The sequence below is a fragment of the Haliea salexigens DSM 19537 genome, assembly GCF_000423125.1.
Taxonomy (GTDB): Bacteria; Pseudomonadota; Gammaproteobacteria; order Pseudomonadales; family Halieaceae; genus Haliea; species Haliea salexigens.
In genome coordinates this window covers 156,906-180,238 of the sequence record NZ_AUHJ01000010.1, presented here as the reverse complement: position 1 = coordinate 180,238, position 23,333 = coordinate 156,906, and the positions used below count along the sequence as shown (strand labels likewise).

At 62.5% G+C, this 23,333-nt stretch carries 19 protein-coding genes, 1 tRNA gene and 1 pseudogene; 11 read left to right on the top strand and 10 right to left on the bottom strand.

Annotated elements, in window-relative coordinates:
* Positions 1–311, top strand: a pseudogene (locus tag G533_RS24010) (IS481 family transposase); the annotation flags it as partial.
* A 71-nt stretch (positions 312–382) separates the two neighbouring features.
* Here G533_RS24010 and G533_RS0112945 read toward each other — a convergent pair.
* Positions 383–459: transfer RNA gene (locus tag G533_RS0112945), tRNA-Val, on the bottom strand.
* Positions 460–664: 205 nt separating this feature from the next.
* Between G533_RS0112945 and G533_RS21970 the strand changes: the two genes are divergently transcribed.
* The 9 genes from G533_RS21970 to G533_RS0112900 all read left to right on the top strand — a co-directional run bounded on the left by G533_RS21970 (position 665) and on the right by G533_RS0112900 (position 11,580).
* Complete coding sequence (locus tag G533_RS21970; RefSeq protein ID WP_051230300.1) at positions 665–1,120, top strand: nuclear transport factor 2 family protein; 456 nt, start codon at positions 665–667, stop codon at positions 1,118–1,120.
* A 77-nt stretch (positions 1,121–1,197) separates the two neighbouring features.
* Positions 1,198–2,880 carry an HAD-IB family hydrolase gene (locus G533_RS21965; protein ID WP_035528021.1) on the top strand — a complete coding sequence of 561 codons (1,683 nt, stop codon included), beginning with the start codon at positions 1,198–1,200 and terminating at the stop codon, positions 2,878–2,880.
* Complete coding sequence (locus G533_RS21960; protein WP_051230298.1) at positions 2,877–5,222, top strand: glycerol-3-phosphate 1-O-acyltransferase; 2,346 nt, start codon at positions 2,877–2,879, stop codon at positions 5,220–5,222. The genes G533_RS21965 and G533_RS21960 overlap by 4 nt, the downstream gene beginning before the upstream one ends.
* Positions 5,219–6,223 carry an NAD(P)H-dependent glycerol-3-phosphate dehydrogenase gene (locus G533_RS0112925; RefSeq protein ID WP_027950316.1) on the top strand — a complete coding sequence of 335 codons (1,005 nt, stop codon included), beginning with the start codon at positions 5,219–5,221 and terminating at the stop codon, positions 6,221–6,223. The genes G533_RS21960 and G533_RS0112925 overlap by 4 nt, the downstream gene beginning before the upstream one ends.
* 80 nt (positions 6,224–6,303) lie before the next feature.
* A complete protein-coding gene (gene pbpG / locus G533_RS21955; RefSeq protein WP_035528018.1) occupies positions 6,304–7,137 on the top strand; it encodes a D-alanyl-D-alanine endopeptidase in 834 nt (277 codons plus the stop codon).
* Positions 7,138–7,209: 72 nt separating this feature from the next.
* A complete protein-coding gene (locus G533_RS0112915; RefSeq protein WP_035528015.1) occupies positions 7,210–8,142 on the top strand; it encodes an aldo/keto reductase in 933 nt (310 codons plus the stop codon).
* Positions 8,139–9,467: an NTP/NDP exchange transporter gene (locus G533_RS0112910; protein ID WP_051230297.1), complete on the top strand. Its 1,329-nt coding sequence runs from the start codon at positions 8,139–8,141 to the stop codon at positions 9,465–9,467. The genes G533_RS0112915 and G533_RS0112910 overlap by 4 nt, the downstream gene beginning before the upstream one ends.
* Positions 9,468–9,506: 39 nt before the next feature.
* Positions 9,507–10,658, top strand: coding sequence for a Rieske 2Fe-2S domain-containing protein (locus G533_RS0112905; protein ID WP_338035404.1), 1,152 nt, complete (start codon positions 9,507–9,509; stop codon positions 10,656–10,658).
* Between the two features lie 94 nt (positions 10,659–10,752).
* Positions 10,753–11,580: a M48 family metallopeptidase gene (locus tag G533_RS0112900; protein WP_027950312.1), complete on the top strand. Its 828-nt coding sequence runs from the start codon at positions 10,753–10,755 to the stop codon at positions 11,578–11,580.
* Positions 11,581–11,582: 2 nt separating this feature from the next.
* Here G533_RS0112900 and G533_RS0112895 read toward each other — a convergent pair whose 3' ends face one another.
* The 4 genes from G533_RS0112895 to G533_RS0112880 form a co-directional block, all read right to left on the bottom strand.
* The gene (locus tag G533_RS0112895; protein WP_240472435.1) at positions 11,583–12,806 is read right to left on the bottom strand and encodes an alpha/beta hydrolase family protein; all 1,224 of its coding nucleotides are present in this window, start codon (positions 12,804–12,806) and stop codon (positions 11,583–11,585) included.
* 12 nt (positions 12,807–12,818) lie between these two features.
* A complete protein-coding gene (locus G533_RS0112890; protein ID WP_027950310.1) occupies positions 12,819–14,003 on the bottom strand; it encodes an acyl-CoA dehydrogenase in 1,185 nt (394 codons plus the stop codon).
* A gap of 100 nt (positions 14,004–14,103) precedes the next feature.
* Positions 14,104–14,814: a carbonic anhydrase family protein gene (locus tag G533_RS0112885; protein ID WP_027950309.1), complete on the bottom strand. Its 711-nt coding sequence runs from the start codon at positions 14,812–14,814 to the stop codon at positions 14,104–14,106.
* A gap of 107 nt (positions 14,815–14,921) precedes the next feature.
* Positions 14,922–16,271: a glutamine synthetase family protein gene (locus G533_RS0112880; RefSeq protein ID WP_027950308.1), complete on the bottom strand. Its 1,350-nt coding sequence runs from the start codon at positions 16,269–16,271 to the stop codon at positions 14,922–14,924.
* 207 nt (positions 16,272–16,478) lie between these two features.
* Between G533_RS0112880 and G533_RS0112875 the strand changes: the two genes are divergently transcribed.
* The gene (locus G533_RS0112875) at positions 16,479–17,840 is read left to right on the top strand and encodes an aminotransferase (protein WP_027950307.1); all 1,362 of its coding nucleotides are present in this window, start codon (positions 16,479–16,481) and stop codon (positions 17,838–17,840) included.
* 75 nt (positions 17,841–17,915) lie between these two features.
* Here the strand turns inward: G533_RS0112875 and G533_RS0112870 are convergent, their stop codons facing one another.
* The 5 genes from G533_RS0112870 to G533_RS23575 form a co-directional block, all read right to left on the bottom strand.
* A complete protein-coding gene (locus G533_RS0112870) occupies positions 17,916–18,668 on the bottom strand; it encodes an SDR family NAD(P)-dependent oxidoreductase (RefSeq protein ID WP_027950306.1) in 753 nt (250 codons plus the stop codon).
* Between the two features lie 4 nt (positions 18,669–18,672).
* Positions 18,673–19,932, bottom strand: a complete 1,260-nt coding sequence (locus tag G533_RS0112865; RefSeq protein WP_035528089.1) for a sulfotransferase family protein — start codon at positions 19,930–19,932, stop codon at positions 18,673–18,675.
* Between the two features lie 33 nt (positions 19,933–19,965).
* On the bottom strand, positions 19,966–21,264 hold the full coding sequence (locus G533_RS21950) for an alkyl sulfatase dimerization domain-containing protein (protein ID WP_084638981.1): 1,299 nt from the start codon (positions 21,262–21,264) through the stop codon (positions 19,966–19,968).
* A gap of 37 nt (positions 21,265–21,301) precedes the next feature.
* A complete protein-coding gene (locus G533_RS0112855; RefSeq protein ID WP_051230296.1) occupies positions 21,302–22,327 on the bottom strand; it encodes a zinc-dependent alcohol dehydrogenase in 1,026 nt (341 codons plus the stop codon).
* Between the two features lie 142 nt (positions 22,328–22,469).
* On the bottom strand, positions 22,470–23,174 hold the full coding sequence (locus tag G533_RS23575; protein ID WP_051230295.1) for a TetR/AcrR family transcriptional regulator: 705 nt from the start codon (positions 23,172–23,174) through the stop codon (positions 22,470–22,472).
* Between the last annotated feature and the right edge of the window lie 159 nt (positions 23,175–23,333).

The following is a 23,333-nucleotide window of genomic DNA, read 5'->3' as shown; positions in this document are numbered from 1 at the left end:
GTCCGCACCAGTCGTTAAACGGCCAATACCCGGGCGACCTCTATACACCTTCAGCCAAGGCTTACCACCCTCCTGAGGAGCCTGAGTATCCTTATCATGATCGCTCGGTACACGTAACCCAGTGTGGCAGGATCTGTATCGGTAAACGGAAAATCAACCTGAGCACGGTATTTGCCGGGCAAACAGTGGGAATACGGGAAGTCGAGGACAAGATCTGGCTTGTCAGCTTCTTGGAGTATGATCTAGGATTCTTTGACGAGGATGTGGGGCGGGTTGAACCCGCCACCAATCCGTTTGTACCGGAACTGTAAACCATGTGCCCGGCGGCCGGCGCACCGGTATAATCTGTAAAGGATGTCTCCGGTACAGACCCAGGGCTATATGGTAGGACCAGGCGGATTCGAACCGCCGACCTCTACCATGTCAAGGTAGCGCTCTAACCAACTGAGCTATGGTCCTGTCGTGAGGAGCGGGATTATAAAGCTGCCGCAAGGAATCCTCAACCTGTTTCAACCTGACAACCGCGCAACGGCGCCCCACGCTTCCCTCGGTTCTTTCCCAAGGCCCTGCACCCTGCAGCGCACACATCACGACCCCTCTGGCGCCGGAAATCCGAATGCGTATACACTGCAGCGTCCAGTCATTCAAATAACAGGACACTGGCATGTTTGAACAAGAGCACCCGGCACGGCGCGCCGCCCTGCTGTCCAGAGAGTACGTTCACAGCAAGAACAAGGCAGGCTGGCTCGCACTGTACGCGGAAGACGCCATCATCGAAGACCCGATAGGTGTCTCGCACATTGACCCGGCCGGGAACGGCCACCGGGGGCCGGCAGCCCGGGAAGCATTCTGGGATAACTTTATCGCGCCGGTTGATATCCGTATCGAGATTCTCGAATCGTTTGCCGCAGGCAACGAGGTGGCCAACCTGGTCAATCTGACGATCACCATTGACGGCGGCGAGGGCAAAACCCTGCAACAGAAAGTGCATGGCGTTTTCACCTACCACGTTGACGATGCCGGGAAACTCCTGTCATTGCGCGGCCACTGGGAAACCGATGACCCGCGCAACGCTCTGATGGAGGTCGCCGCAGACGGCACCCTGACGCCGGTTTCCTGAGCGCTTCCCTGACATCAGCGGGATGATATGCTTGGGACAATACCAGGCAGCCACACACTGGCGCGACGGGGACCGAGATGGCAAGTGTTAAACAACTTCTCAAAGATATTGCGGCCGCACCAGACGGGCCGCAGATTGCCGCCATATTCGACTTCGACGGCACCATTATCTCAGGCTACTCGGCCACCTCCTTCATTCGTGAGCAGCTGCGCCGCGGCGATCTGCAGGCGCGGGAGTTGCTGGAGCTGACGCAGGCCATGACCAGCTTCGGGCTTGGCAACCTCGGCTTTTCCGCGATGATGACCGTGACCACACAGTTCCTGCGCGGCATCACCGAAGCCAGCTACGAGGAACTCGGGGAAACGCTCTACCAGGACCAACTGGCACGACGTATCTACCCGGAGTCACGCGCGCTGATCAATGCGCACCTCGCCAAGGGCCACACGGTGGCGGTAATTTCCTCGGCGACGCCCTATCAGGTAACGCCCGCCGCGCGCGATCTGGGTATTGATCACGTCATGTGCACAGAGCTGGGGGTCGAGGACGGCCTGTTCACCGGTGACGTCATACGGCCCACCTGCTTCGGCCAGGGTAAAGTTGACGCGGCCGAGCGGCTGGCACGCGAACAGGGTGCCGACCTGGACCAGAGCTTTTTCTACAGCGACAGTCACGACGATCTACTGTTGCTGGAACGCGTTGGTCTGCCCCGTGTACTGAACCCGAACAGTCGGCTGCTGGGTATTGCCCGCGACAGGCACTGGCCCGTAGCCAGCTTCTCCAGCCGCGGCCGCCCTTCCCTGTCGCTGTATCTGCGCTCGGCAGCGGCAACGGTGAGCCTCGTGCCCACCTTTCTGGCCGGTTTGCCTGTCTATGCGCTGACCCGGTCCCGGCGCCAGTCGCTGAACTTTTCGCTGTCGCTGTTTGCCGACACCGCCAGCGCACTGATCGGGTTGGACCTCAACGTCAAGGGCAAGCAACACCTGTGGTCACACCGCCCGGCGGTGTTCATCTTCAACCACCAGAGCAAGGCGGATGTGGTGGTCATCGCCAGCCTGCTGCGCAGCGACATGGCGGGGGTGGGTAAACAGGAGATTCGCAAACTGCCAATCATCGGCCGGGTGCTGGAGTTCGCCGGCGTGGTGATGATTGACCGCGCCAACTCGGCAAGTGCCATTGAAGCGATGACACCGCTGGTTGAAGCCATGCGCGATGAAGGCAAGTCGGTCGTGCTGGCACCGGAGGGCACCCGCAGCGTCTCGCCGCGCCTTGGCGTCTTCAAGAAGGGTGCATTCCACCTCGCCATGCAGGCTGGCGTGCCGATCATTCCGATTGTGATACGCAATGCGGGAGATGTCGCCCCCAAGGGCGATTTCGTGTTCCGCCCCGCCACGGTCGACGTTGAGGTACTGGAGCCTATCGACACTCGACACTGGCAGGCGAGCGACCTCAATACACACATCCGCGATGTGCGCAACCGTATGCTCGCGGTGCTCGGGCAGCCGCTGGAACCGGTGGCAGAGACCACCAGCCCGCGCCGTGGCAGGCCGCCGGGTAAAACCAAAACCCCGGCCAAGGCAAAGACTAAGGCAAAAACCCGGGCGCGCGCGCAGCCGCAACGCCCGGCGGCCAAGAAGGCCGCTACGCGGAAAAAGACCGCGGCAAAAAAGCCCGCCAGCACCCCGGCCGCGCGCGGTCGAACCGTCAAAGCGCGGCCCAAGGCGAAGCCCAAGAACCGCGCCAGCAGGGTGCCTAATCAGTGAGCCTGGAGGGCAAACTCGACCATTGCCCATGGCCTCCCGGTGCGGCCCCAGTGCTGTTCCTGCTGGACACCAGCAATCGCTTTGAAGAGCAACTGCTGCAGCGATGGATACAGCAACATGCGCTCGCGGAGGGCGACCGGGAGTGCAACCAGCTCACCCTTGACCTGGGCGACGACCGGCGCGGCATTGATACACGCGAACTGCGTGAACGCCTGTCGCTGCCTGACGAGGTCACCATCGCCCCGTTGCGGGTTGCCTGGACACCGCCGCTGGCCGCCATCAACGCCGGGCCACAGCTGCGCGACCTGGTCCTGGGCGACCCGCGGCGACCCAGCGCGCGCCGTGCGCGACGCATTGCGGAACAGGAACCCGAACGCATGCACCTGGTGTGTGGCGAACCCGATTCGCTGGGCAACCTGCGACAACGCTACCATCACAAGTACGCGCAGGAGAGCAGCGCCGACAGCACAGCATTCGGCACGTTCGTCGCCCGACAGGCGGCTGTGGTGCTGGATATTGCCGAGCGGCGCTTGCAGGGCGGGCGCTACAAGGTGCCGCGCTATGTTGCCGAGAGCCTCCGGGCCAATCGCAGCTACAACGAAGCCCTGGAACAACTGGCCAAACAGGAGGGCACAACACGCGAAGCCCTGCTGAAGAAAGCCTCTGTCTACATGGAGGAAATGATCTCCATTCCCAGCACGTTCTGGCTGGATGTCTGGGCGAGCTTCTGCAGCTTCTGCCTGCGCCTGGGTTACGAGCGGGAAATCGTCTGCGACCCGCAGGCAGTGGAAGCCATGCGTCAAACCGTGCGCGACCATCCCTCCATGCTGCTCTGGACCCACAAGACCTACCTCGACGGCATGGTGGTGCCCAAGGTGCTCTACGACAACGACTTCCCCATGCCGCACATGTTCGGCGGCGCCAATATCGCCTTTGCCGGCATGGGTTTCCTGATACGCCGCTCTGGCGGCATCTTTATCAAACGCAGTTTTGGTGACAACGCCCTGTACAAGCTCACGCTGCGCCACTACATCGGCTACCTGATGGAAAAGCGCTTCCCGATGAACTGGTCTTTTGAGGGCACACGCTCACGGCTGGGCAAGCTCATGCCGCCACGCTACGGGCTGCTCAAGTATGCCCTGGAGGCCTGCCACGCCACCGACGCGCGGGACATTCACATCATCCCGATTTCGATCAGCTACGATCTCATTCGCGATGTCGAGGAATACGCCACCGAGCAAACCGGGCGCGGCAAGGGGGCGGAGTCACTGCGCTGGTTCATCGGCTACGTGCGCAGCCTGGCGCGCCCCATGGGCAAGATCTACATGGATATCGGCAGCCCGGTTGTGCTGCCCTCAGCACCGGACCCGGATGACAGCCTGGCCCTGTCCAAGATCGCTTTCGAAGTGGCAGTAGAGGCCAACCGTGTTACCCCCATTACCTTCCCCTCACTGGTCACCATGAGCCTGCTCGGCGCCGCGCCCAAAGCGCTGACCGAAGCCGAGGTCGTGGAAGATCTGCGCGCGCTGCTGGATTGGGCGGAAGCGCGCTCGCTGCGCATCTCGGCCGACTTCGATCGCGGCTATGCCGAGCAGATGGACGGCCTGCTCGGCATCATGATCAACGAGGGCATTGTCGCGCGCTACGACGAGGGGCCCGAAGACGTATACGCCATTGCGCTGGAACAGCACCCGGTCGCCAGCTACTACCGCAACACGGTCATTCACTTTTTCGTCAACAAGGCGATCATCGAACTGGCGCTGGTCAAGTCTACCGAAGGCACGGACGCCGATGCGCTGGCGACATTCTGGGCAGAAGTCGATGAGCTGCGGGATCTGTTCAAGTTCGAATTCTTCTATGCGCCAAGCGCCGAGTTCCACCAGGAGATCCGCGAGGAGCTGGCCCGCTACCACCCGGACTGGGAATCACTGCCGGCCAGCACGCCGGGGGGATTCACCCAACTGCTGCTGGGCATGACACCGGTAGTAGCACACGTCACGTTGCTCACCTATGTCGAGGCTTACTCGGTGGTATCCGACCTGGCAGCCCGCGCCGGTGATGCACCACTGGAGAGCCAGCAGTGCGTGACCGAGGCGCTGACATTGGGCCAGCAACTCTATTTGCAGCGCCGCATCAGCAGCGCCTCATCGATCGGCAAACTGCTCTTCCGCAACGGCTACCAGATGCTTGAGCACCGCAAGCTGGCCGGCGGCGATGACCCGGAGCTGGCGCCGCGTCGACAGGCACTGGCCAGGCAGCTGCGCGCATTGAAGCGTCGTCTCGAGGTCATCCGCGCCCTCGGCCTGACTGGCCGGGACCGAACCAAGGAATCCCTGCAATGAACAACCTGAAAGTCGGCCTGCTGGGTGGCGGCTCCTGGGGCACCACAGTAGCCGCCCTGGTGGCCCGCAATGCCCCCGCCACACTCTGGGCGCGCAACCCGGAAACGGTGCGTGAGATCAACCAGCAGCACAGTAACGAGACCTACCTGCCCGGGGCGCGGCTGCCGGAAAAACTGCAGGCCACGGCGGATATCGGCGAGGCAGTAGCGGGTGCGGACGTGATCGTGATGGGCATTCCATCGCAGAACTTTCGCAGCGTGCTGCAGGAGGTGCGCGAGCACATCCGCCCCTGGGTACCGGTCATCAGCCTGACCAAGGGCCTGGAGCTCGATACCCGCATGCGCATGACAGAAATTATTGCCGAGGTGCTGCCCGGCCACCCCGTGGGTGTACTCACCGGCCCCAACCTGGCGCGCGAGATCATGGCCGGCCAGGCGGCGGCGAGTGTCATCGCCATGGAGGACGCAATCATCGTGCGCGAACTGCAGTGCCTGTTCTCGAGCGGCCTGTTCCGCGTGTACACCAACACGGATGTGGTGGGTTGCGAACTGGGCGGTGTGCTGAAGAACATCATCGCCATCGCCGTGGGTATGGGCGACGGCCTGGGTGCCGGCGACAACACCCGCGCCGCGCTCATCACGCGCGGACTGGCGGAAATCACCCGCCTCGGTTGCGCGATGGGCGGCAAGGCGGAAACGTTTTCCGGCCTCGCCGGCATGGGCGACATGATCGCCACCTGCACCAGCGCGCAAAGCCGCAACCGCCACGTGGGCATGGAGCTGGGGCGGGGCAAGACCCTGGAAACCATCGCTGCCGAGATGTTCATGGTGGCAGAGGGCGCCAAAAGTGCACCGGCGGTGATGGCGCTGGCGGAGCAGTACGGTGTGGAAATGCCGATCGCCAGCGACGTGTACAAGGTGCTAAGCGGTGAAACCTCGGCCCAGCGCATCTTTCGCGGCCTGCTGCGGGTGACCGCCGGCGCCGAATCCGAACCGGGTTAAATGGCTTTTACGCAGCGGCCTCTTTCTCCCGGCGAGGCTCTGGTGCAGAATGGCGCCAAAGCGACCACTCGGGACCACCCATGAAAAACCTGCCGCTGGCCATCGGGCTGCTCGCACTCTGTGTGCTCACCTCTCAGACAGCAAGCGCCGGCAAGTTTTCGCATTTGAGCGGTAACCCGGACCTGCGCTCAGCCTCGGCGCTGGTTCTGGATGGATCAGGCGAAATCATCTACGGCAAGGACACCGACACCGTGCGGCCCATCGCCTCCATCACCAAATTGATGACCGCCATGGTCACGCTGGATGCCGGGCTGCCCCTGGACGCACCCATTACCGTGACCCGTGAGGACCGCGATGTCGTGCGCCAGACCGGCTCACGCCTGGACTATGGCGCAACCCTGAGCCGTGAAGAGATGCTCCTGCTGGCGCTCATGTCATCGGAAAACCGCGCCGCCAGCGCCCTGGGCCGCACCTACCCCGGCGGGCTCGCCGCCTTCGTCCAGGCCATGAACCGCAAGGCTGAACAGCTGGGCATGCGCAACAGCCGCTTTGCCGACCCCGCCGGCCTGCATGCCGGAAACCAGTCCACGGCACGTGACCTGGCCATCATGGTGCGCGCTGCTGGTGAGTACCCACTTATCGCCAAGGCCAGCACCACCAAGGGCATGGCCGTCCAACCCTTCGCCCAGCGCGGCCCGCTGAACTACAACAACACCAATCGCCTGCTGAAAAACCAGAACTGGCAGATTGGCCTGAGCAAAACCGGTTATCTCAATGAAGCCGGCCGCTGCCTGGTCATGCAGGCCACCATCGAAGGCGAACCGGTGTCGATCGTGCTACTGAACTCCTTCGGCAAACTGACCCCCTTCGGCGATTCCAACCGCCTGCGCCGCTGGCTGCTCGCCGGCCGCTAGGCACGGCTTGCTTGACCCGGCAGGGCCGGGCCTGAAACACTGGCCTCCCACATGCCCCCGCGGAGGCCTGCCATGCTTAATCGTCGTCAGCTCCTGTCCATCAGCGCCACCCTCGCGGCAGCCCACGCTTTACCACTGCGGGCCGCAGTATCCGCAGCGAAAACCCCGGGCATCGTGCGCACGATTCCCAGCTCAGGGGAAAGCCTCCCCGTGATCGGTATGGGTACGTCACGCACGTTCGATGTCAACGCCGGAGACGCAGCGGCCGAACCGCTCATGGCAGTGCTGAAAACCTTCTTTGCCGGCGGCGGTACGGTCATTGATTCGTCCCCCATGTACGGCAAGGCCGAGCAACGGGTTGGCGACCTGCTGCGCGCCATGCCGGAGCGCCCACCGGTATTTGCGGCCACCAAGGTCTGGACCGAAGGCCGCGAGGCCGGAATCGCCCAGATGCAGCAATCGGCGCAGCGCATGGCTGTCGATCGTTTCGACCTCATCGCCGTGCACAACCTCACCGATTGGCGCACCCAGCTGGACACGCTCAAGCGCTGGAAAGAGGAGGGCAAGGTGCGTTACATCGGCATCACAACGTCACACGGACGCGATCACGGCGAATTCCTGCGCGTGATGCGCGAAGAGCCGCTGGACTTTGTTCAGTTCAGCTACAACATTGCCGACCGTCGGGCGGAGGAAGAACTGCTGCCCACAGCGGCGGAGCGCGGCATCGCCACCATGATCAACCGGCCCTACCAGCGTGGTGAACTGTTTTCCGCCAGCCGCGGTGCCGCCCTGCCACAGGTGGCAACCGAACTGGGCTGCAGCAGTTGGGGCCAGTTTTTCCTCAAGTTCATTCTTGGCCACCCGGCCGTCACCTGTGTCATACCGGCCACCTCAAGCCCCAAACACATGCGCGATAACATGCAGGCCGGTCTCGGGCGCGTACCGGATACCGCACAGCGGAAGGAAATGCTGGAGGCCTTCGCAGCGCTGCAGACAAAAGCTTGAAGCCGACGCCACGCCGGCCTTTGCAGCGCCTGCTCTCGCTGGCCTGTGAGGTAGAGCCCCGGGAAGTGAGCGCCACGCTCACGTCCTTCCTGCTGGTGTTCACCCTGATGGCAGCCTACTACCTGCTGCGGCCGGTGCGCGATGCCATGGCCAGCAACTGGAGCGACGCGGAAGTCAGTTGGCTGTGGACCTTCACCTTCTTTTTCAGCACAGCCGCGGTGTCGCTGTACGGAGCCGCCGTGGCCCGCATTCGGCTGCAGCATCTGGTACCCGGCCTGTACGGCGGCTTTGCGCTGAGCTTTGTGCTCTTTTACGTTGCCGCCAGCGCTGACACCCGCATCCCGCTGATCGACAAGGCCTTCTACGTCTGGATCAGCGTCTTCAGTCTGTTTCACATTTCCGTATTCTGGAGCCTGATGGCGGACTGTTTTTCCAGGGCCCAGTCGAAGCGCCTGTTCGGTTTCATCGGCGCGGGGGCCAGTGTTGGCGCCATCGGTGGCCCTGCCCTGGTCACGCTGCTGGCAGGCGACAGGGGCACCGAGCCACTGCTGTTGATCGCAGCGCTCATGCTGGTGCTCACCCTGCCCCTGATAACCGTGTTACAGCGGCAACAAAACGGGGCCCCGCAAGGCTCCCCGGAACAGACACCTGCGGGCGCGCTTGCGGCGCTCGGCGGCAACCCCTTTGCCGGATTCTCCGCCTTTCGTCGCAACCGCTACCTGTGGGGCATCGCCCTGTTCATTTTCCTGTATACCACCATCAGTTCCTTCGTCTATTTCGAGCTGAAAAATCTGCTGGCGGACTATTCCGAGGGGCGCCGGGCGCAGATCTGGGCCAGTATGGACCTGGTGGTAAACACGCTGACGGTGCTGATTGCCGCCTTCGCCACAGGGCGCATGGCCAACCATCTGGGGCTACCCTTCACGCTGGCATCGGTGCCGGTGGTTATCTGCGCCGGCATGTTGCTCCTCGCCGCCGCCCCCGTGGTGGCGGTGGTTGTGGTCGTGCAGATTGCACGCCGGGCGGGCAACTATGCCATTTCCCGTCCGGCGCGCGAGATGCTGTTCACGGCGGTAGACCGGGAAACGCGCTTCAAGGCGAAACCTGTGATCGATATTGTGGTCTACCGGGGTGGAGACATGCTGAATGCGTGGGCGTTCACCGCGCTCACCCAGGGCTTTGGGCTGGGCATGGCGGCACTCGCGGTGATCGGTGCCGGCATTGCGGCCTGCTGGGGCCTGACCGGTATCTACCTCGGGCGGCACTTTGAGCGGGAGCACGGCCAGAGCGCGGCCAGCACAGCAACCAGCGCACCAAATAGTTGAGCCAAGCCCCGTCGCGTGGCCCCGGCGAGGCGACCCACCGTGGCCCCAGCGCCCGCGGGGGCTATACTGCAGGGCATCGCGCATTACTCGGAGATCAAAACCATGGCCACAGCGGCTGACTACAATCTCGGACCCAACATTTTTCCCCGCGGCTGGTTTATCGTCGCGGAAAGCAAGGAACTGGACGCCGGCCCCATGGCCGTGCGCTTCTTCGGCCAGGATCTGGCCCTGTACCGTGGCGAGAGCGGCAAACCGGTCATGCTGGACGCCTACTGCGCCCACATGGGCACTCACCTGACCGCCAGCACCAGCGCCATGATCGTCAAGAACGGCGAGCAGATTGAAGGGGACTCCATTCGCTGCCCCTACCACGGCTGGCGCTACAGCTGCGAAGGCGATGTCGACGATATCCCCTATTCCGACGGCCCCTACCCGAAATCCGCGTCCATACGCTCCTATCCGGTGGTGGACAACATGGGCTGCGTGATGGCCTGGTACGACCCGGACGGGCGCGCGCCGGATTACGATGCGCCCCTGCTCAAGCAGTGGGATGACCCGCAGTGGGTGCAGTGGGAGCTAGACCACCTGGGCGAGCTGGAAATACACCCCCAGGAAATCATCGACAACATGGCGGACTGCCGTCACCTGGGCCCAACCCACGGCGCACCCTGTGAGTATTTCGAAAACGAGCTCAATGATCAGGTGTATATCCAGCGTCAGGGCGGCCCAATGCAGCTCTACAACACTTACCTGTATACCACCACTTGGTACACAGGGCCCGGTGTGCTGCTCTCGAAGCAGGTGTTCGGTGACGCGGTGATGTTCGAGCTGATTGCCAACACGCCGGTAGACGATGGCAAGGTCAAAGCCTGGCACGCCGTTCTGTACCGCGGCGCGGAATCCCCCGCCAGCGAACTGGACAAGGACGCCGCCAAGCAATTCCAGGCCAACGCGCTGGAAGCCTTTGCCGCTGACTTCAACGTGTGGAAACACAAGCGGCCAGCCCTGAAAATCATGCAGATGAAAACCGACGGGCCCTTCAAAACCGGGCGCAAGTGGTACTCCCAGTTCTTTGCCACCCCGGAACAGGCCGCCGACATCCGCCAGGAAGTCAACGGCACCCACTACACCCAGGGCCTGATCACGCCTGAAGAGGCCGGCCACGCAATCGACGACGGCCTGCCCTTCTAGGCCCCGTCCCCTCGCGGAACCGGCAAATCCCTGGCGGGTCAAAACCCTCGCGGAAATCGGCTAAACTGGCCGCCATACTGCGAGGGACCCGCCCATGAAACGATTGCTCATCCTGGCCACTGCGGCCTGCCTGCTCAGCGCCTGTGCCACCAGCCCCACGGGCCGCACCCAGTTCATGCTGATTTCACCGGAAGCGGCTATAGTGGAGTCGCGCACCGCCTACCTGAGCACGGTTTCCGACCTCGACAAGCAGGACAAGTTGTCCAGCGACAAAGCGTTGGCCAAACGCGTTGCCACCATTACCGGCCGGCTGGTAACCGTAGCCATGCAGGAATATCCGCGCTCGGCTGACTGGGAGTGGAGTGTGGCGGTTATCGACGACCCGGACACGGTGAATGCCTGGTGCATGGCCGGCGGCCGCATGGCCGTCTACACCGGCCTGTTCGAGCAACTGAAGCTGACCGACGCCGAGTTCGCCCAGATCATGGGCCACGAGATTTCCCACGCACTGGCGAACCACACCGCTGAACGTATGTCCCGGGCCATGGCCACCACCTTGGGTGTGGTCGCCGTGGGTGCCATGTCCGATCGTCCAGCGGCCGCCATGGGCGGTGCTGCAGTTGCCGCCAAGCTGGCCCTGGAGCTGCCCAACAGCCGCACCGCAGAACTGGAAGCTGACCATCTGGGTATGGAGATTGCCGTGCGCGCCGGCTACGACCCGGATGCCGCCGTCACCCTGTGGGAAAAAATGGGCTCAGTGGGCGGCGACGAGCGGCCCCCCGAATTCCTCAGCACCCACCCCGCACCGGGCAACCGCCAGGCGGCCCTCGGCGCCATGGCCAACGACATGCGGCAATTGAACCCGACCGGCGCCAAGGCAAAAATACAGCCGATTCAGGTGCTTACCGCGGACGCCCAGTAGCGTCAGTCAGTTGCCCGTACATAGCTGGCCTCAAGGAGTTCGTCGGCGAGCACCTCCTGCAGGTAGCGGTCGGCCGCTTCACGCGTAGCCGCGGAGCGTGAAAACTCACGATCAAAGAAGCTGCCCACCACAACCCGCGTGAGCATTTGCTGGCGCAGCGGGTTCATCGCTTCCGGTAACGGGTCCATGGTGCAGAGCGCCGCCTCCGCGCTGTAGTTGATGCCCATTTCCGGCGGCCCTATCAGGTCGTACCAGGGCTCTTCCTGGCTGTCGCCCATGGAGCGTTGCACTATCCAGCAGCCCACAGCATCCGGGTTGGAAAGCCAGCGCATCATGGCAGCGGGGTCGGCAAACCCGGCATGGGAGGCACCGCGCAGCGTCACCAGCTCACCACCCGGAACCTGCTCGGGCACCGGCTGGGCATTGTCTTCCCACGGCACAATGGCATCGATATCGCCCGCCAGCATCAGAAACGGCAGCGGGTGATGACGATAAAACGCCTCGGTAAACACGAACGTGGGGCCGGCGATAGACAGCGCGGCCGTGATGCGCGGGTCGCGAAGCTGTGGGTGAAACGCAGCCAGCGTGGAGGTGAGCCCGCCAAGGGACAGGCCAAGCGCGCCGATGCGCTCGGGGTCGACCTGCTGGTACAGCGCACTGCCCGGGTCATCGGCAGCCGCCAGCACCTCATCAATCAGGAAGGTTACGTCACCCGGCTGGTTGACCACATCCTGTACCCGGGGCCCACCGGGGGCACGCATATGGGTCAGGGGAAAGGTGGGGGCAATAACGATGTAGCCATGGCTTGCCAGGTAGGCCGCCAGCGACTCCCCTTCCTGTCGCGAGGATGAGAAACCGTGGCTGTATACCAGCAGCGGATACGGCGCCGACTGCCGGTCGTTCGGGTACCACAGCGTGGTTTCCAAACGCCGCTCGTCGGCCCCGGGATAGTCGCCGTTGGCGCTCGCAGGCCGCGAGGTGTCCACGTAATCGCGCTCCACCTTGACCACCGGCAATGGGCCGGGCTGCACGCGCGCCGCACTCTCGCTGCCGGGCACAAAGGGCTCTGGTTGCTTGCCCGTGGCCAGCACCCAGAGCACCAGGCCAACCACAAGAAACAGAACCAGCAGAACTTTCAGTAGGGTTTTCATGAACGTATCGATACCTGTGTTGTGCGGCAAGCGCTTGAGTGTCAACGAACGCGGCACGCCTTCGTCAGCGCGCACCGCAGGCTCCGCTCAGAATGCGGGTATATCGGTCTGGCTGCGCCCGAGTATCAGCGCGTGCACATCGTGCGTACCCTCATAGGTGTTCACCACCTCGAGGTTGACCATGTGGCGCATAACGGGATACTCGTCGGAAATGCCATTGCCCCCCAGCATGTCCCGCGCCTGACGCGCGATATGCAGCGCCTTGCCACAGGAATTGCGCTTGATCAGGGAAAGGAGTTCCGGGGCGATCTGTCCGGCATCGAGCAGCTGCCCGGCGCGGTAGCAGCCTTGCAGACCGAGGCTGATCTCGGTCTGCATATCCGCCAGCTTCAGCTGCACCAATTGCGTGGCGGCCAGCGGGCGCCCGAACTGGCTGCGCTCCAGGGTGTACTCCCGCGCCGCGAACCAGCAGGTTTCCGCGGCACCCAAAGCGCCCCAGGCAATACCGTAGCGGGCGTTGTTGAGGCAGCCGAACGGACCTTTCAGACCCTCCACGCCGGGTAACAACTGGGCCTCACTCACGAACACGTCATCCAGCACGATTTGCCCGGTGACTGACGCTCGCAGTGCCAGCTTGCCCGCTATTGCGGGTGTGCTCAGGCCCTCCATGCCGCGCTCCAGGATGAACCCGCGAATCTTGCCGTCGTCGGTCTTCGCCCATACGACAAAAACATCGGCCACCGGGCTGTTGGTTATCCACATCTTGGTGCCGCTGAGCCGATAACCGCCCGCCACACTGCGCGCACGGGTAATCATGCCGCCGGGGTCGGAGCCGTGATCGGGTTCGGTGAGGCCGAAGCAGCCTATCCACTCGCCAGTGGCAAGGCGTGGCAGATACTGCTCGCGCTGTGCTTCGTTGCCATAGGCATGGATGGGATACATCACCAGCGACGACTGCACGCTCATCATGGAGCGGTAGCCAGAGTCCACGCGTTCGACTTCCCGGGCAATCAGCCCGTAGCTGATGTAATCGACGCCCGGGCAACCGTAACCGTCGATGGTGCTACCCAGCAACCCGAGGTCACCCATCTCACGAAAAATCGCCAGATCAGTATCTTCCTGACGAAAGGCCTCGCGCACGCGTGGTAGCAGCTTTTCCTGTGCGTACTGGCGCGCGCTGTCACGCACCATGCGCTGTTCATCCGACAACTGCTGCTCAAGCAGGAAGGGATCTTCCCAGTTCAGCCGCTGCCAGCGCTTTCCCGCTTCCATGTAACACCCTTTGCCGATCTACCGGGCGCCTACGATAGCAGCCCGGCCGGAATCGACAAAGTGGTACATAGGGGTTGGGGAGCAACCGCAGGGGAGAGAATCAGTCGAGGAAGTCCACCTCACCGGTGGATACATCGTACATGGCGCCGACCACTGTCAGCTTGCCCTGATCGACCAGCCCCTTGAGTACCGGGCTGTCCTGCAGGATCTTGGCAACGGTGAGCGACACGTTCTTCTCCGCAACGTCATTCACCCATTCGCTGTTGCTGGAATCGCGCGGGCCACTGGTGGTGGGCACAGCCTCCACTGCGGCGTGGATATGTGCCAGGTTACTGGTGAGGTTCCCCATCTCCACCCCGTCACACGCTCCCTTCACCGCACCACATGCGGTATGCCCGAGCACCACAATGGCCCTGGAACCTGCAACGGCAGCGGCGAACTCCATGCTGCCCAACAGTTCAGGCGTTACCACGTTGCCGGCAATGCGCGGGCTGAAGATGTCGCCGAGCCCCTGGTCAAACACCAGCTCTGGAGGAACGCGCGAATCGATGCAACCCAGCACAATCGAGTGGGGGTACTGGCCCGCCGCCGTTGCCTCAACCTGGTCGGGCAAATCGCGCTGCAGCATGTCGCCCTCCACGAAGCGCTCATTACCCGCTTTCAGCATTGCCACTGCATCCGCCGGGCTCAGCGCCGCCTGAGTCAAGGCCGTTTGCGTGACCGGTGCCTCGAGGGCGGTGGCGATTGGGGCAGCTACACCGACGGCGGCCGTCATGGCCAGTACCTGGGTGAATGTTCTTAGTGCCTTCATGATCAGCTCCTTACTGAGGATAGGAGCGCACAGCCTACCGGCCGCATTTTGATCGATCTATTCGATTTTTAATAGTTTTTTATCAGTTTATTCCTTACTGAAACCGCTCACAGGGAGGTGTCGTACTCCAGAGGCGTCACCTGCCGGTCGAATTCATGCATTTCCTGCTCTTTCATCAGCGTAAATACGCGCTGAAATTCGGCACCGAAATGCTCGCGGATGAAGCTGGATTTGCGAAAGCGCTCCACCGCATCCGGCCAATATCGCGGCAGCGTGCGCGCCACCTGATCGTAGGCATTACCGGCTACGGGCGGCGGTGGCTCCAGCTGATGCTCAATGCCGTGCAGCATGCCAGCCAGTATGGCCGCAACCACCAGGTGCGGGTGCGCATCCGCCCCGGCCAGACGATGTTCGAGACGCGTTGCCGCGGGCTGATCCGCCGGTACCCGCACCGAAACCGTGCGATTCTCGTAGCCCCAGCAAGGGGCTTCAGGGGCATGGGTGCCGCGGCGGAAGCGGCGGTAGGAATTCAGATGCGGCGCAAACAGCAGCATGCAGTCCTCCATGCTGGCGAGGCAGCCGGCGATCGCCTGGCGCAGTTGAGGGGTGCCGGTGTCCGTACCATCATCAAACAGATTGTTGCCATCGGCATCCAGCACGCTGCAATGCACGTGCATGCCGTTCCCCGCGAGGTCACCAAACGGCTTGGCCATGAACGTGGCGCGCAATGAGTGTTTGCGAGCCACCCCGCGGATTAGCCGCCGCAACATGACCGCCTGGTCGCAGGCCTTGAGGGCGTCCGCACAGTGCAACAGGTTGATTTCGTACTGCGACGGGGCGCCCTCCTTGATCAGGGTATCCACCGGCAGCCGCTGGACGCTGCAGGCATCGCGGATGTCATGCATCAGCGGCGCCATATCCGCCATCGTATCCAGGCCGTAGGTTTGCCCGGCATGCAATTGCCCACCCACGCGGTCTGGCTGCGTGTGCAGCGGGCGCCCCAGTGCATCGTTATCAGGACCCAGCAAATAGAACTCCATTTCCGTTGCCAGCACCGGGGTGAGGCCGCGCTCGGCAAAGCGCTGCAGGATATTGCGCAGGAGAAAGCGCGGGTCGAGCGCCCCGGGGCTGCCATCGGCCTCGCGCATGGACAGCATCACCTGGCCGGTGGCGCGGGGCATCCATGGCACACGTGCCAACGTACTCGCATCCGCTTCGCAATAGCCGTCGCCGTCACCACCGGTGGCTATCCAGGCCTCGATATCGCGCCCCCAGGCGTCAAAGGCCACCGAGCTCGCCGGCAGCTTCAGCTCACCGGCTACCACTTTGTGAATCTTGTCGCGGTTTACCCACTTACCACGCAGGCCACCGCCGATATCCGGCAGCATGACTTCGAACACCTCGATATCCGGATTGCCCTGCAGAAAGTCCTGCAAGTGCTGCTGCGCATTCTCCATTGTGTCTGGCTTCCTGTGTGCTTCTCACCGGGCAATCCGCCTACAGCGCCATGCGGGGCGCGGGCGCGGACAGCCCCGGACAAAAACACCTGATGGCGGTGGTGGATTCGCTGTGGCCCTGTGCCACACTGGGCCTACTGTACATTAAACTACGCTCTGCACCTGCGCGGCTACACCGGGCCCACGCAGAAACACAGGACCGCTGGCATGCACAACGACGCTATCAATCTCAAAGAACTCGACCGCTCACACCACTTCCATCCGTTTACTGATCTGCGCGACTACGCGGCCAGCGGCGGCCGCATCGTGAACCGCGCAGAGCACATTTATATCTACGATACCGACGGCAACAAGTTGCTCGACGGCATGTCCGGCCTCTGGTGCTGCAACCTTGGCTACAGCCAGCACCAGATCGTCGAGGCCATTTACAGGCAGTTACAGGAGCTGCCCTTCTACAACAACTTTTTCCGCTGTTCCAACCAGCCCGCTGTCGAGCTGGCCAGGGCGCTGGTCGAGATCACGCCCGAGCGCTTCAACCACGTCTTCTTCACCAACTCCGGCTCGGAAGCCAACGACACTAACATCCGCCTGGTACACCGCTACTACGACCTACTGGGCAAACCGAACAAAAAGCACTTCATCAGTCGCAGAAACGCCTACCACGGCTCCACTATTGCCGCCGGCTCTCTGGGCGGCATGAACCCCATGCACCAGCAGGTGTGGGGCCTGAATTACGTGCACCATATTAACCAGCCCCACTGGTTCGCCGAGGGGGGTGACCTGTCGCCGGACGAATTCGGCATCAAGGTGGCCCGGGAGCTGGAAGCCAAGATCGACGAGCTGGGCGAGGACAACGTCGCCGCCTTCATCGCCGAACCGATACAGGGCGCCGGCGGCGTGATCGTGCCCCCGGACACCTACTGGCCCGAGATCCAGCGGATCTGCGACGAGCGCGATATTCTGCTCATTGCGGACGAAGTCATCTGCGGTTTTGGTCGCACCGGGCAGTGGTTTGGCAGCGACACCTACGGCATTCGCCCGCAGCTGATGACCTTCGCCAAGGCCATCACCAATGGCTACATTCCCCTTGGCGGCGTGATGATCAGCGACCAGATCGCGGATGTGCTGCTGGCCCACGGCGGTGAATTTACCCACGGGCTCACTTACTCCGGGCACCCGGCCTCCTGTGCCGCAGGCCTGGCCACCCTGCACACGCTGCGCGAGACCAACATCATCCATACTGCCGCAGAGCAGATCGCTCCCCACTTCCAGAGCCAGCTGCACGCCCTACAAGACCACCCCATCGTCGGCGAGGTGCGCGGCCGGGGCATGTTTGCTGCGGTGGAACTGGTGCGCGACAAGAACACCCGGGCTCGCCTGGCTCCCGACAGCCAGGCTGCGGTGCACTGTCGCGACCGCGCCAACAGCAACGGGCTGATGGTGCGCCAGACCGGTGACGCCATGATCATGGCGCCGCCCCTGGTCAGCAGCCGGGAAGAGATCGACACACTGGTGGCAAAGCTGCTGCAGGCGCTGGACGAAACCGCGGCGCACTACGGCGTGGCGTAGAGGACTGAACCTCTCAGCCAGCCGCTAGCGCAGCCAGCCAAACCTCGGCCAGCCACACTGGCGTCACCATGGCGGCTACACCCCGAGGGTGTAGCCGCCATCGACGATCAGGGTCTGTCCGGTGACGAAGCTCGCCTGTTCGCTGCACAGATACAACGCAGCCCCGGCGATATCCGCCGGTTGCCCCCAGCGCTGCAGGGGCGTGCGGTCAATGATCGGCTGGTTCATCTCGGGAATATCCTTCATGAAGCCCGTCATGCGCGTGTCGGTAAGCCCGGCCGCGATAGCGTTGGCGCGTATGCCATGGCGCGCCCAGGTCAGCCCCATGGACTTCGCCATCTGGACGATACCGGCCTTCGCCGCCCCATAGCCCGGCACCATTTCGTTGGCAAAGAACGAGGTCAGCGAGGCAATACCAATAACACTGGCACCGCCACTCAGGGTGCTGTTGCTCAGGTGATCGAGACAGGCCCGCGCCATGTGAAAGGCAGACAGCAGGTTGACGCGCACCGACTCCTCGAAGCCTTCATGCGTCCATTCATCGCCCGCGGGCATGCTGGCTCCGGCGTTATTGACCAGAATATCCAGACCGTCGAGGCTCGCCGCCAATGCCAGTATCGCGTCGGTGTCCTGGAGCCGCAATTGCCGGTACTCGAAGGCAGCCAGGTCGATGTCCTTGTAGTCCTGCGGGCCTGACCGGGTTCCGGTAATCATAACCGTGGCACCGGCCTGGGCAAACGCCTGCGCGATGCCGTAACCGATGCCGCTGGTGCCGCCGGTCACGAGCACGCGAGCGCCCGCGTAGTTGTATGTCACTGAATTTTGCATCGGCTCAGTCTTCCTTGCGCAAAAAGGGAAAGGCATCAAAGTAAAAATCAAAACGCGCTCGCAGCTCATCGGGGCCGATACCGAACTGGCCCTTGAGGTCGTAACGCACACGGCCATAGTCGGACTGGTGCTCAGTGGCAAAGGTAGAAAGCGCGGTGCGCGCGGTATCGGTCATTGCCAGCCCGGCCTTCTGGTAAATGCGCTCGACCATGCCCACGTCGTCACGGATAAGCTGGCGAAAAGGCACATCGATGGACTGTGCCGGGGGATAGGCCGCGCGGTCGCGCACACAGGCGCGCAGCAGATGCTCCACCCGGTCGCTCCAGTAATCCAGCAACTCCGTTGTCATGACAGTTTTGCGGCTCATGCGCTGCCCATAGGCCTGCATGGTGATCGAGGATTGAATCACATCCACCGGATCCCGGTGCGTCACCGCCACGGTGGCGTCAGGAAAGACCTTGCGCAACACGGGCAGCTGTTCCAGGTGCTGCGGGCATTTCAGCACCCAGCGTGTCGGCCGCGCAGTATCGCGTTGCTGCCAGGTGAGCAGCTTCAGCACATCGCGCATGTACTCGTAGTGCGGTGTCTGGTCTTCCTGGTAGTAATGGTCGCGCCAGCGCGGGGAAAGACTCAGCCATTCATAATTGTAGGACGCGAAATTGGGCCCCATCAGCTCCAGTTCCTCGTGGATATGATCGGGGTTCATCGGATGCATGGCAGCGATGTGAGGCGTCATCAGCTGCATGTTTTGCCAGGCCTCTTCACAGCGCTGGTAACGTGGATCAACAGCGGCCGTGCTGCCAGCCTCACTCGGCAGCGGCACCGGCTCATAGGATTCCCAAAGCGGCAGGGCGCGCAGGCGCGGATCGGCCGCCATCAGGTTCAGCAGGTGCGTCGTGCCGGAGCGCGGCAGGCCGACGACGATAATCGGTTCTTTGATCTGGATAGCATGGATTTCTGGATGCCGCTTGAATGTATCGTGGATCAACAGTCGGCTCGTTGCATGCTGCAGCAGTTTGGCACGTAGGCTTAAGCGCCCAATATTGGTCAGCCCGTCATCGCTATCCCATTCATCGCAGAGCAATTGCAGGCGCTCGAGGAAGTCCATCGCGCCCCAGTCCTGCAATCCTGTCTTGGCCTCGGCTTCCGCCATGATAGAGGCCGGGGTGAGGTCCACCTGCAGGGAGCGTGTGTGTTCGTACGCTGCACGCTGTGCCGCGGTGAGAACGGGGTGCGCGAGGTCATCAATAGTGATATCAGCCAATTGCATCGACTCCTTTTCAGACTAGCGCGCGGCCTACTTGAAGTGCAGCGCGGGGGTGTGTGTACCCCTGAGGGTCTTGATCCGGTTTTCCAGCCAGCCCTCGAGCCAGAAGTTCCCGGTATGGGCAAACTGCCTGGCGTCTGCCAACAAGCCCTCGTGTACCGCTACCGCCAGTGTGCGCGCATCTTCATTGGCGGCGTCATGGTTAAGCAGGATATCGAGAAGGTGCAGTGCTGCCTCGGGTTCGCCCTGTGCATGCTTGTCCCGGGCGCGCTGCAACAGGGCGTCCGCGCCCGCCAGCTCCACCAGGTCACTGTGGATACGTTTCTGCGGCACGGCATACAACTCGGTGGTGGAGTCATGCTTGAACCAGCCCGCATAGTTTTCCCAGATAGCGCGCACACTCCAGCACACCGTGCCATAGCCCTGCCCTACTTCGTATTCCGCGGGCAGTTCGATTTCCGCTTGCAGCGTGTGCAGGTCCTTGCCCGCGTTCATGCCCTCAACAACCCGGTCGTGCACGTAGACCAACGCGTTTCGGTAGGCCTCGATTTCCTCGCGAATGACCTGTGCGCCCACAACGGGTTCGTGGTGGCCGTAGAGCAGCAAACTGGCATTGAGGTCGAGAACAGTCTGTGCGGCCGCAGCGCAGGTCAGTGCATCCCGGTAGCGATCGCCGCGGATAGTCACCAGGTTGGGAAAATGACCGAATGGGCAGCCGAACAGGTTGCCGGTCAACACGATACCGTGCTGCGGGAGCCATACCACAAGGGAATCATTGGTCTCCGCACCTTTCGCCGCTATCAACTCGACCTCCAGGCCGCCAAGGGAGAAGGCGTGGCGGCTCTCGAACACCAGATCCGGCGTTGGGCGATCCTGGGCATTGATATCGGTGTAGCCGGCCTGCGCATAGCGTTGGAAAACGCCCATGAAGTCATCCTGAAAGCGGAACGCAGAACGCGCATTGCGGAACGCGCCCAGCCGCTGGTCATATTGCTGGTGCTCCTCGTTGCCCGCTTGCGCGATGTACTTCAATCCGGGATGGCGGTCGCGAAAGAACTGCACGCCCCCCACATGGTCCACGTGGCCCTGGGTTGTTATCAGGTATTTCACGTCGGTGAAGTTCGAAAGCGACTGCAGGTTGTGCAGGTGTACGGGCGCCTCGAAGCCCATACCGCTGTTGATCAGAATGGCACCTTCGGCGGTTTCAATCAGGTAAACGTTGGACGCCCCTTCGGACATGACGATAAAGTCATTGACCCGCCGGTGGTTCTGGTCGAATTCTGCCGCGGCAGGCGCTACGCGGCGTGTTTTGTAGATGGGTGTACGCATGCTGGTGACCTCGTCGGGCAGCTAACCCTGCTTGTCGTTATTTCTGGCAGTCCACAATAACCTTGACCGCTTCACCCGGTTTCTGCGCCTGGGAAAAGGCGCTGACAAACTGCGACAGCGGGAAGTGATGGCTGATCATCGGGCGCACATCCACGGCGCCCGACTGGAGCATGTCCAGTACCTGAGGGAACTCGACCGGATATTGCGTGGCCGCCGTGATCACCAGCTCCTTCATCAACAGATTGATCATGTTCAGCTCAACCGACTGGAAATGCACACCTACCACGACGATACGGGCGCCTTTGCGCGCGCTCTCACAGAGTTCAGTGAAGACCGCGCCAACCCCCGTTGCCTCGATAAACACATCGGTGGCCGGTTGTTCGCCGAGCAGGGGGTCGTTGGTCACCGTGCCATGCGTCCGGCGTAGAAACGCAGTCAGGGACTCGCTGCCCGCACTGAAGGTCTGCAGCCCCAACTCGCGCGCCACCGCCAGGCGGCGCTCGGAGAGGTCGGCGATCACCACGCTCTCGGCGCCGAAGTATTTAGCCGCCACACCGGCCGCCAGCCCCACCGGTCCAGCGCCGAAGATCACGACCTTGTCGCCACGCGTCACCTTGCCCTGGTTGGCGCCATGCATGCCCACTGACAATGGCTCCACCAGCGCCCCGAGGTCGTAGTCCAGGCCTGCCGGCAGGGGCAGAATGCCTTGCCGGTCGGCGGCGGCATTTTCAAACACGATATAGGGCGAGAATGCACCCCGCAGGCCGGAGCTGCCGATACGGTTTGCCGCGGCCTCGGGGTTGACCACCACCCGGTCACCCACCGCCAGATGCGCTACATTCGCCCCGGTCTCAACGATCTCCCCGGCAAATTCATGGCCCAGCGCAAACGGGCTGACCGTGCCCGGAATGCCACCCAGCTTTGCATAGGTGAGGTCGGAGCCGCAGATACCGCAGCGTTCCACCCGGATGAGGACATCGTCGGGCCCCGGTCGCGGCATATCGACCGTATCGAGCCTGACGTCGTTGGGGGCGTGTATACGTGCCAGTGGAATGGTTGGCATGGCGGCTTCACCTGATTCTTCACAGTGAGAAAACAGTATCGCTCAACCGTCCCGCCATGCAACTTTTAATGCGGACGCATTAATATAGCTCGGTGGTATCGTGTATTGTTGAACCGCCCACCGGGGACTGCGCTACTCCCGCCTACTGCCAGGCAGGGGCCGCATAGTAGGCTTGCAAGGCACAGACGACCTGTTCGACCATCCGGCGACGGTCAGACAGTTCGTCGGGTTTATTGGCAATGTCCTTCAAACGATAGATATCCGCCAGAGAGTGAAACACCATGCCCACAGACAGAAATGTGCGGCGGTTCGCTTCCGTTTTTCCCAGGTGAGAGAGCGCATCGGCGGCAATGCGACGATGCCTGGGGTCCATGGTCAACGTAATGGGTGCCTTTTCCAGACCATAGATCAATGCGGTGTTCTGAACGGTCATTTGCGACAGGATCTTGACGTAGTGAATGCCGGCTGTTTCGGCATCCATGTAATCGGCGATGGGTTGTACAAACACGCGGGCGGCGAGTGCCGGGCCGGAACAGGCCGTGGTGTCGACGCTGTCCATGAAGGCGGCGCGCAGTGCGTACACCTGCTGCGAGTGCCGATCAATGATCGCCTGCAGCAACCCCTCGCGGTTGCCAAAGTGGTACTGCATGGCGCTGCGGTTCTTGTGCCCGGAGGCGGCCAGGATCTCGTTCAGTGACACGCTATCAATCCCCCGGCTGGCATAGAGCAATTCCGCCGTGGCAATCAGTGTGTCGCGGGTCTGCGAGGATCGCTTGTGCTGTTTGTTGCCGGCGCTTGCTGTCATCGGGGTGTCGTCATACCGCTGCTTCGGATCGACCGTGGCCATCAGTATAACGAGGCCGCCGGCGACAAGTCTCGCCTTCCGGGGATATACGCCGCTGCCTGAACCCGTTTGGATGCCAAGTTCACGACAACCCTGCGCAGGGCTCAACTATTCAGCCTCCGCCGTGGTGACCCCTGCCGGTGCGCCGCTTAGACTGCGGCG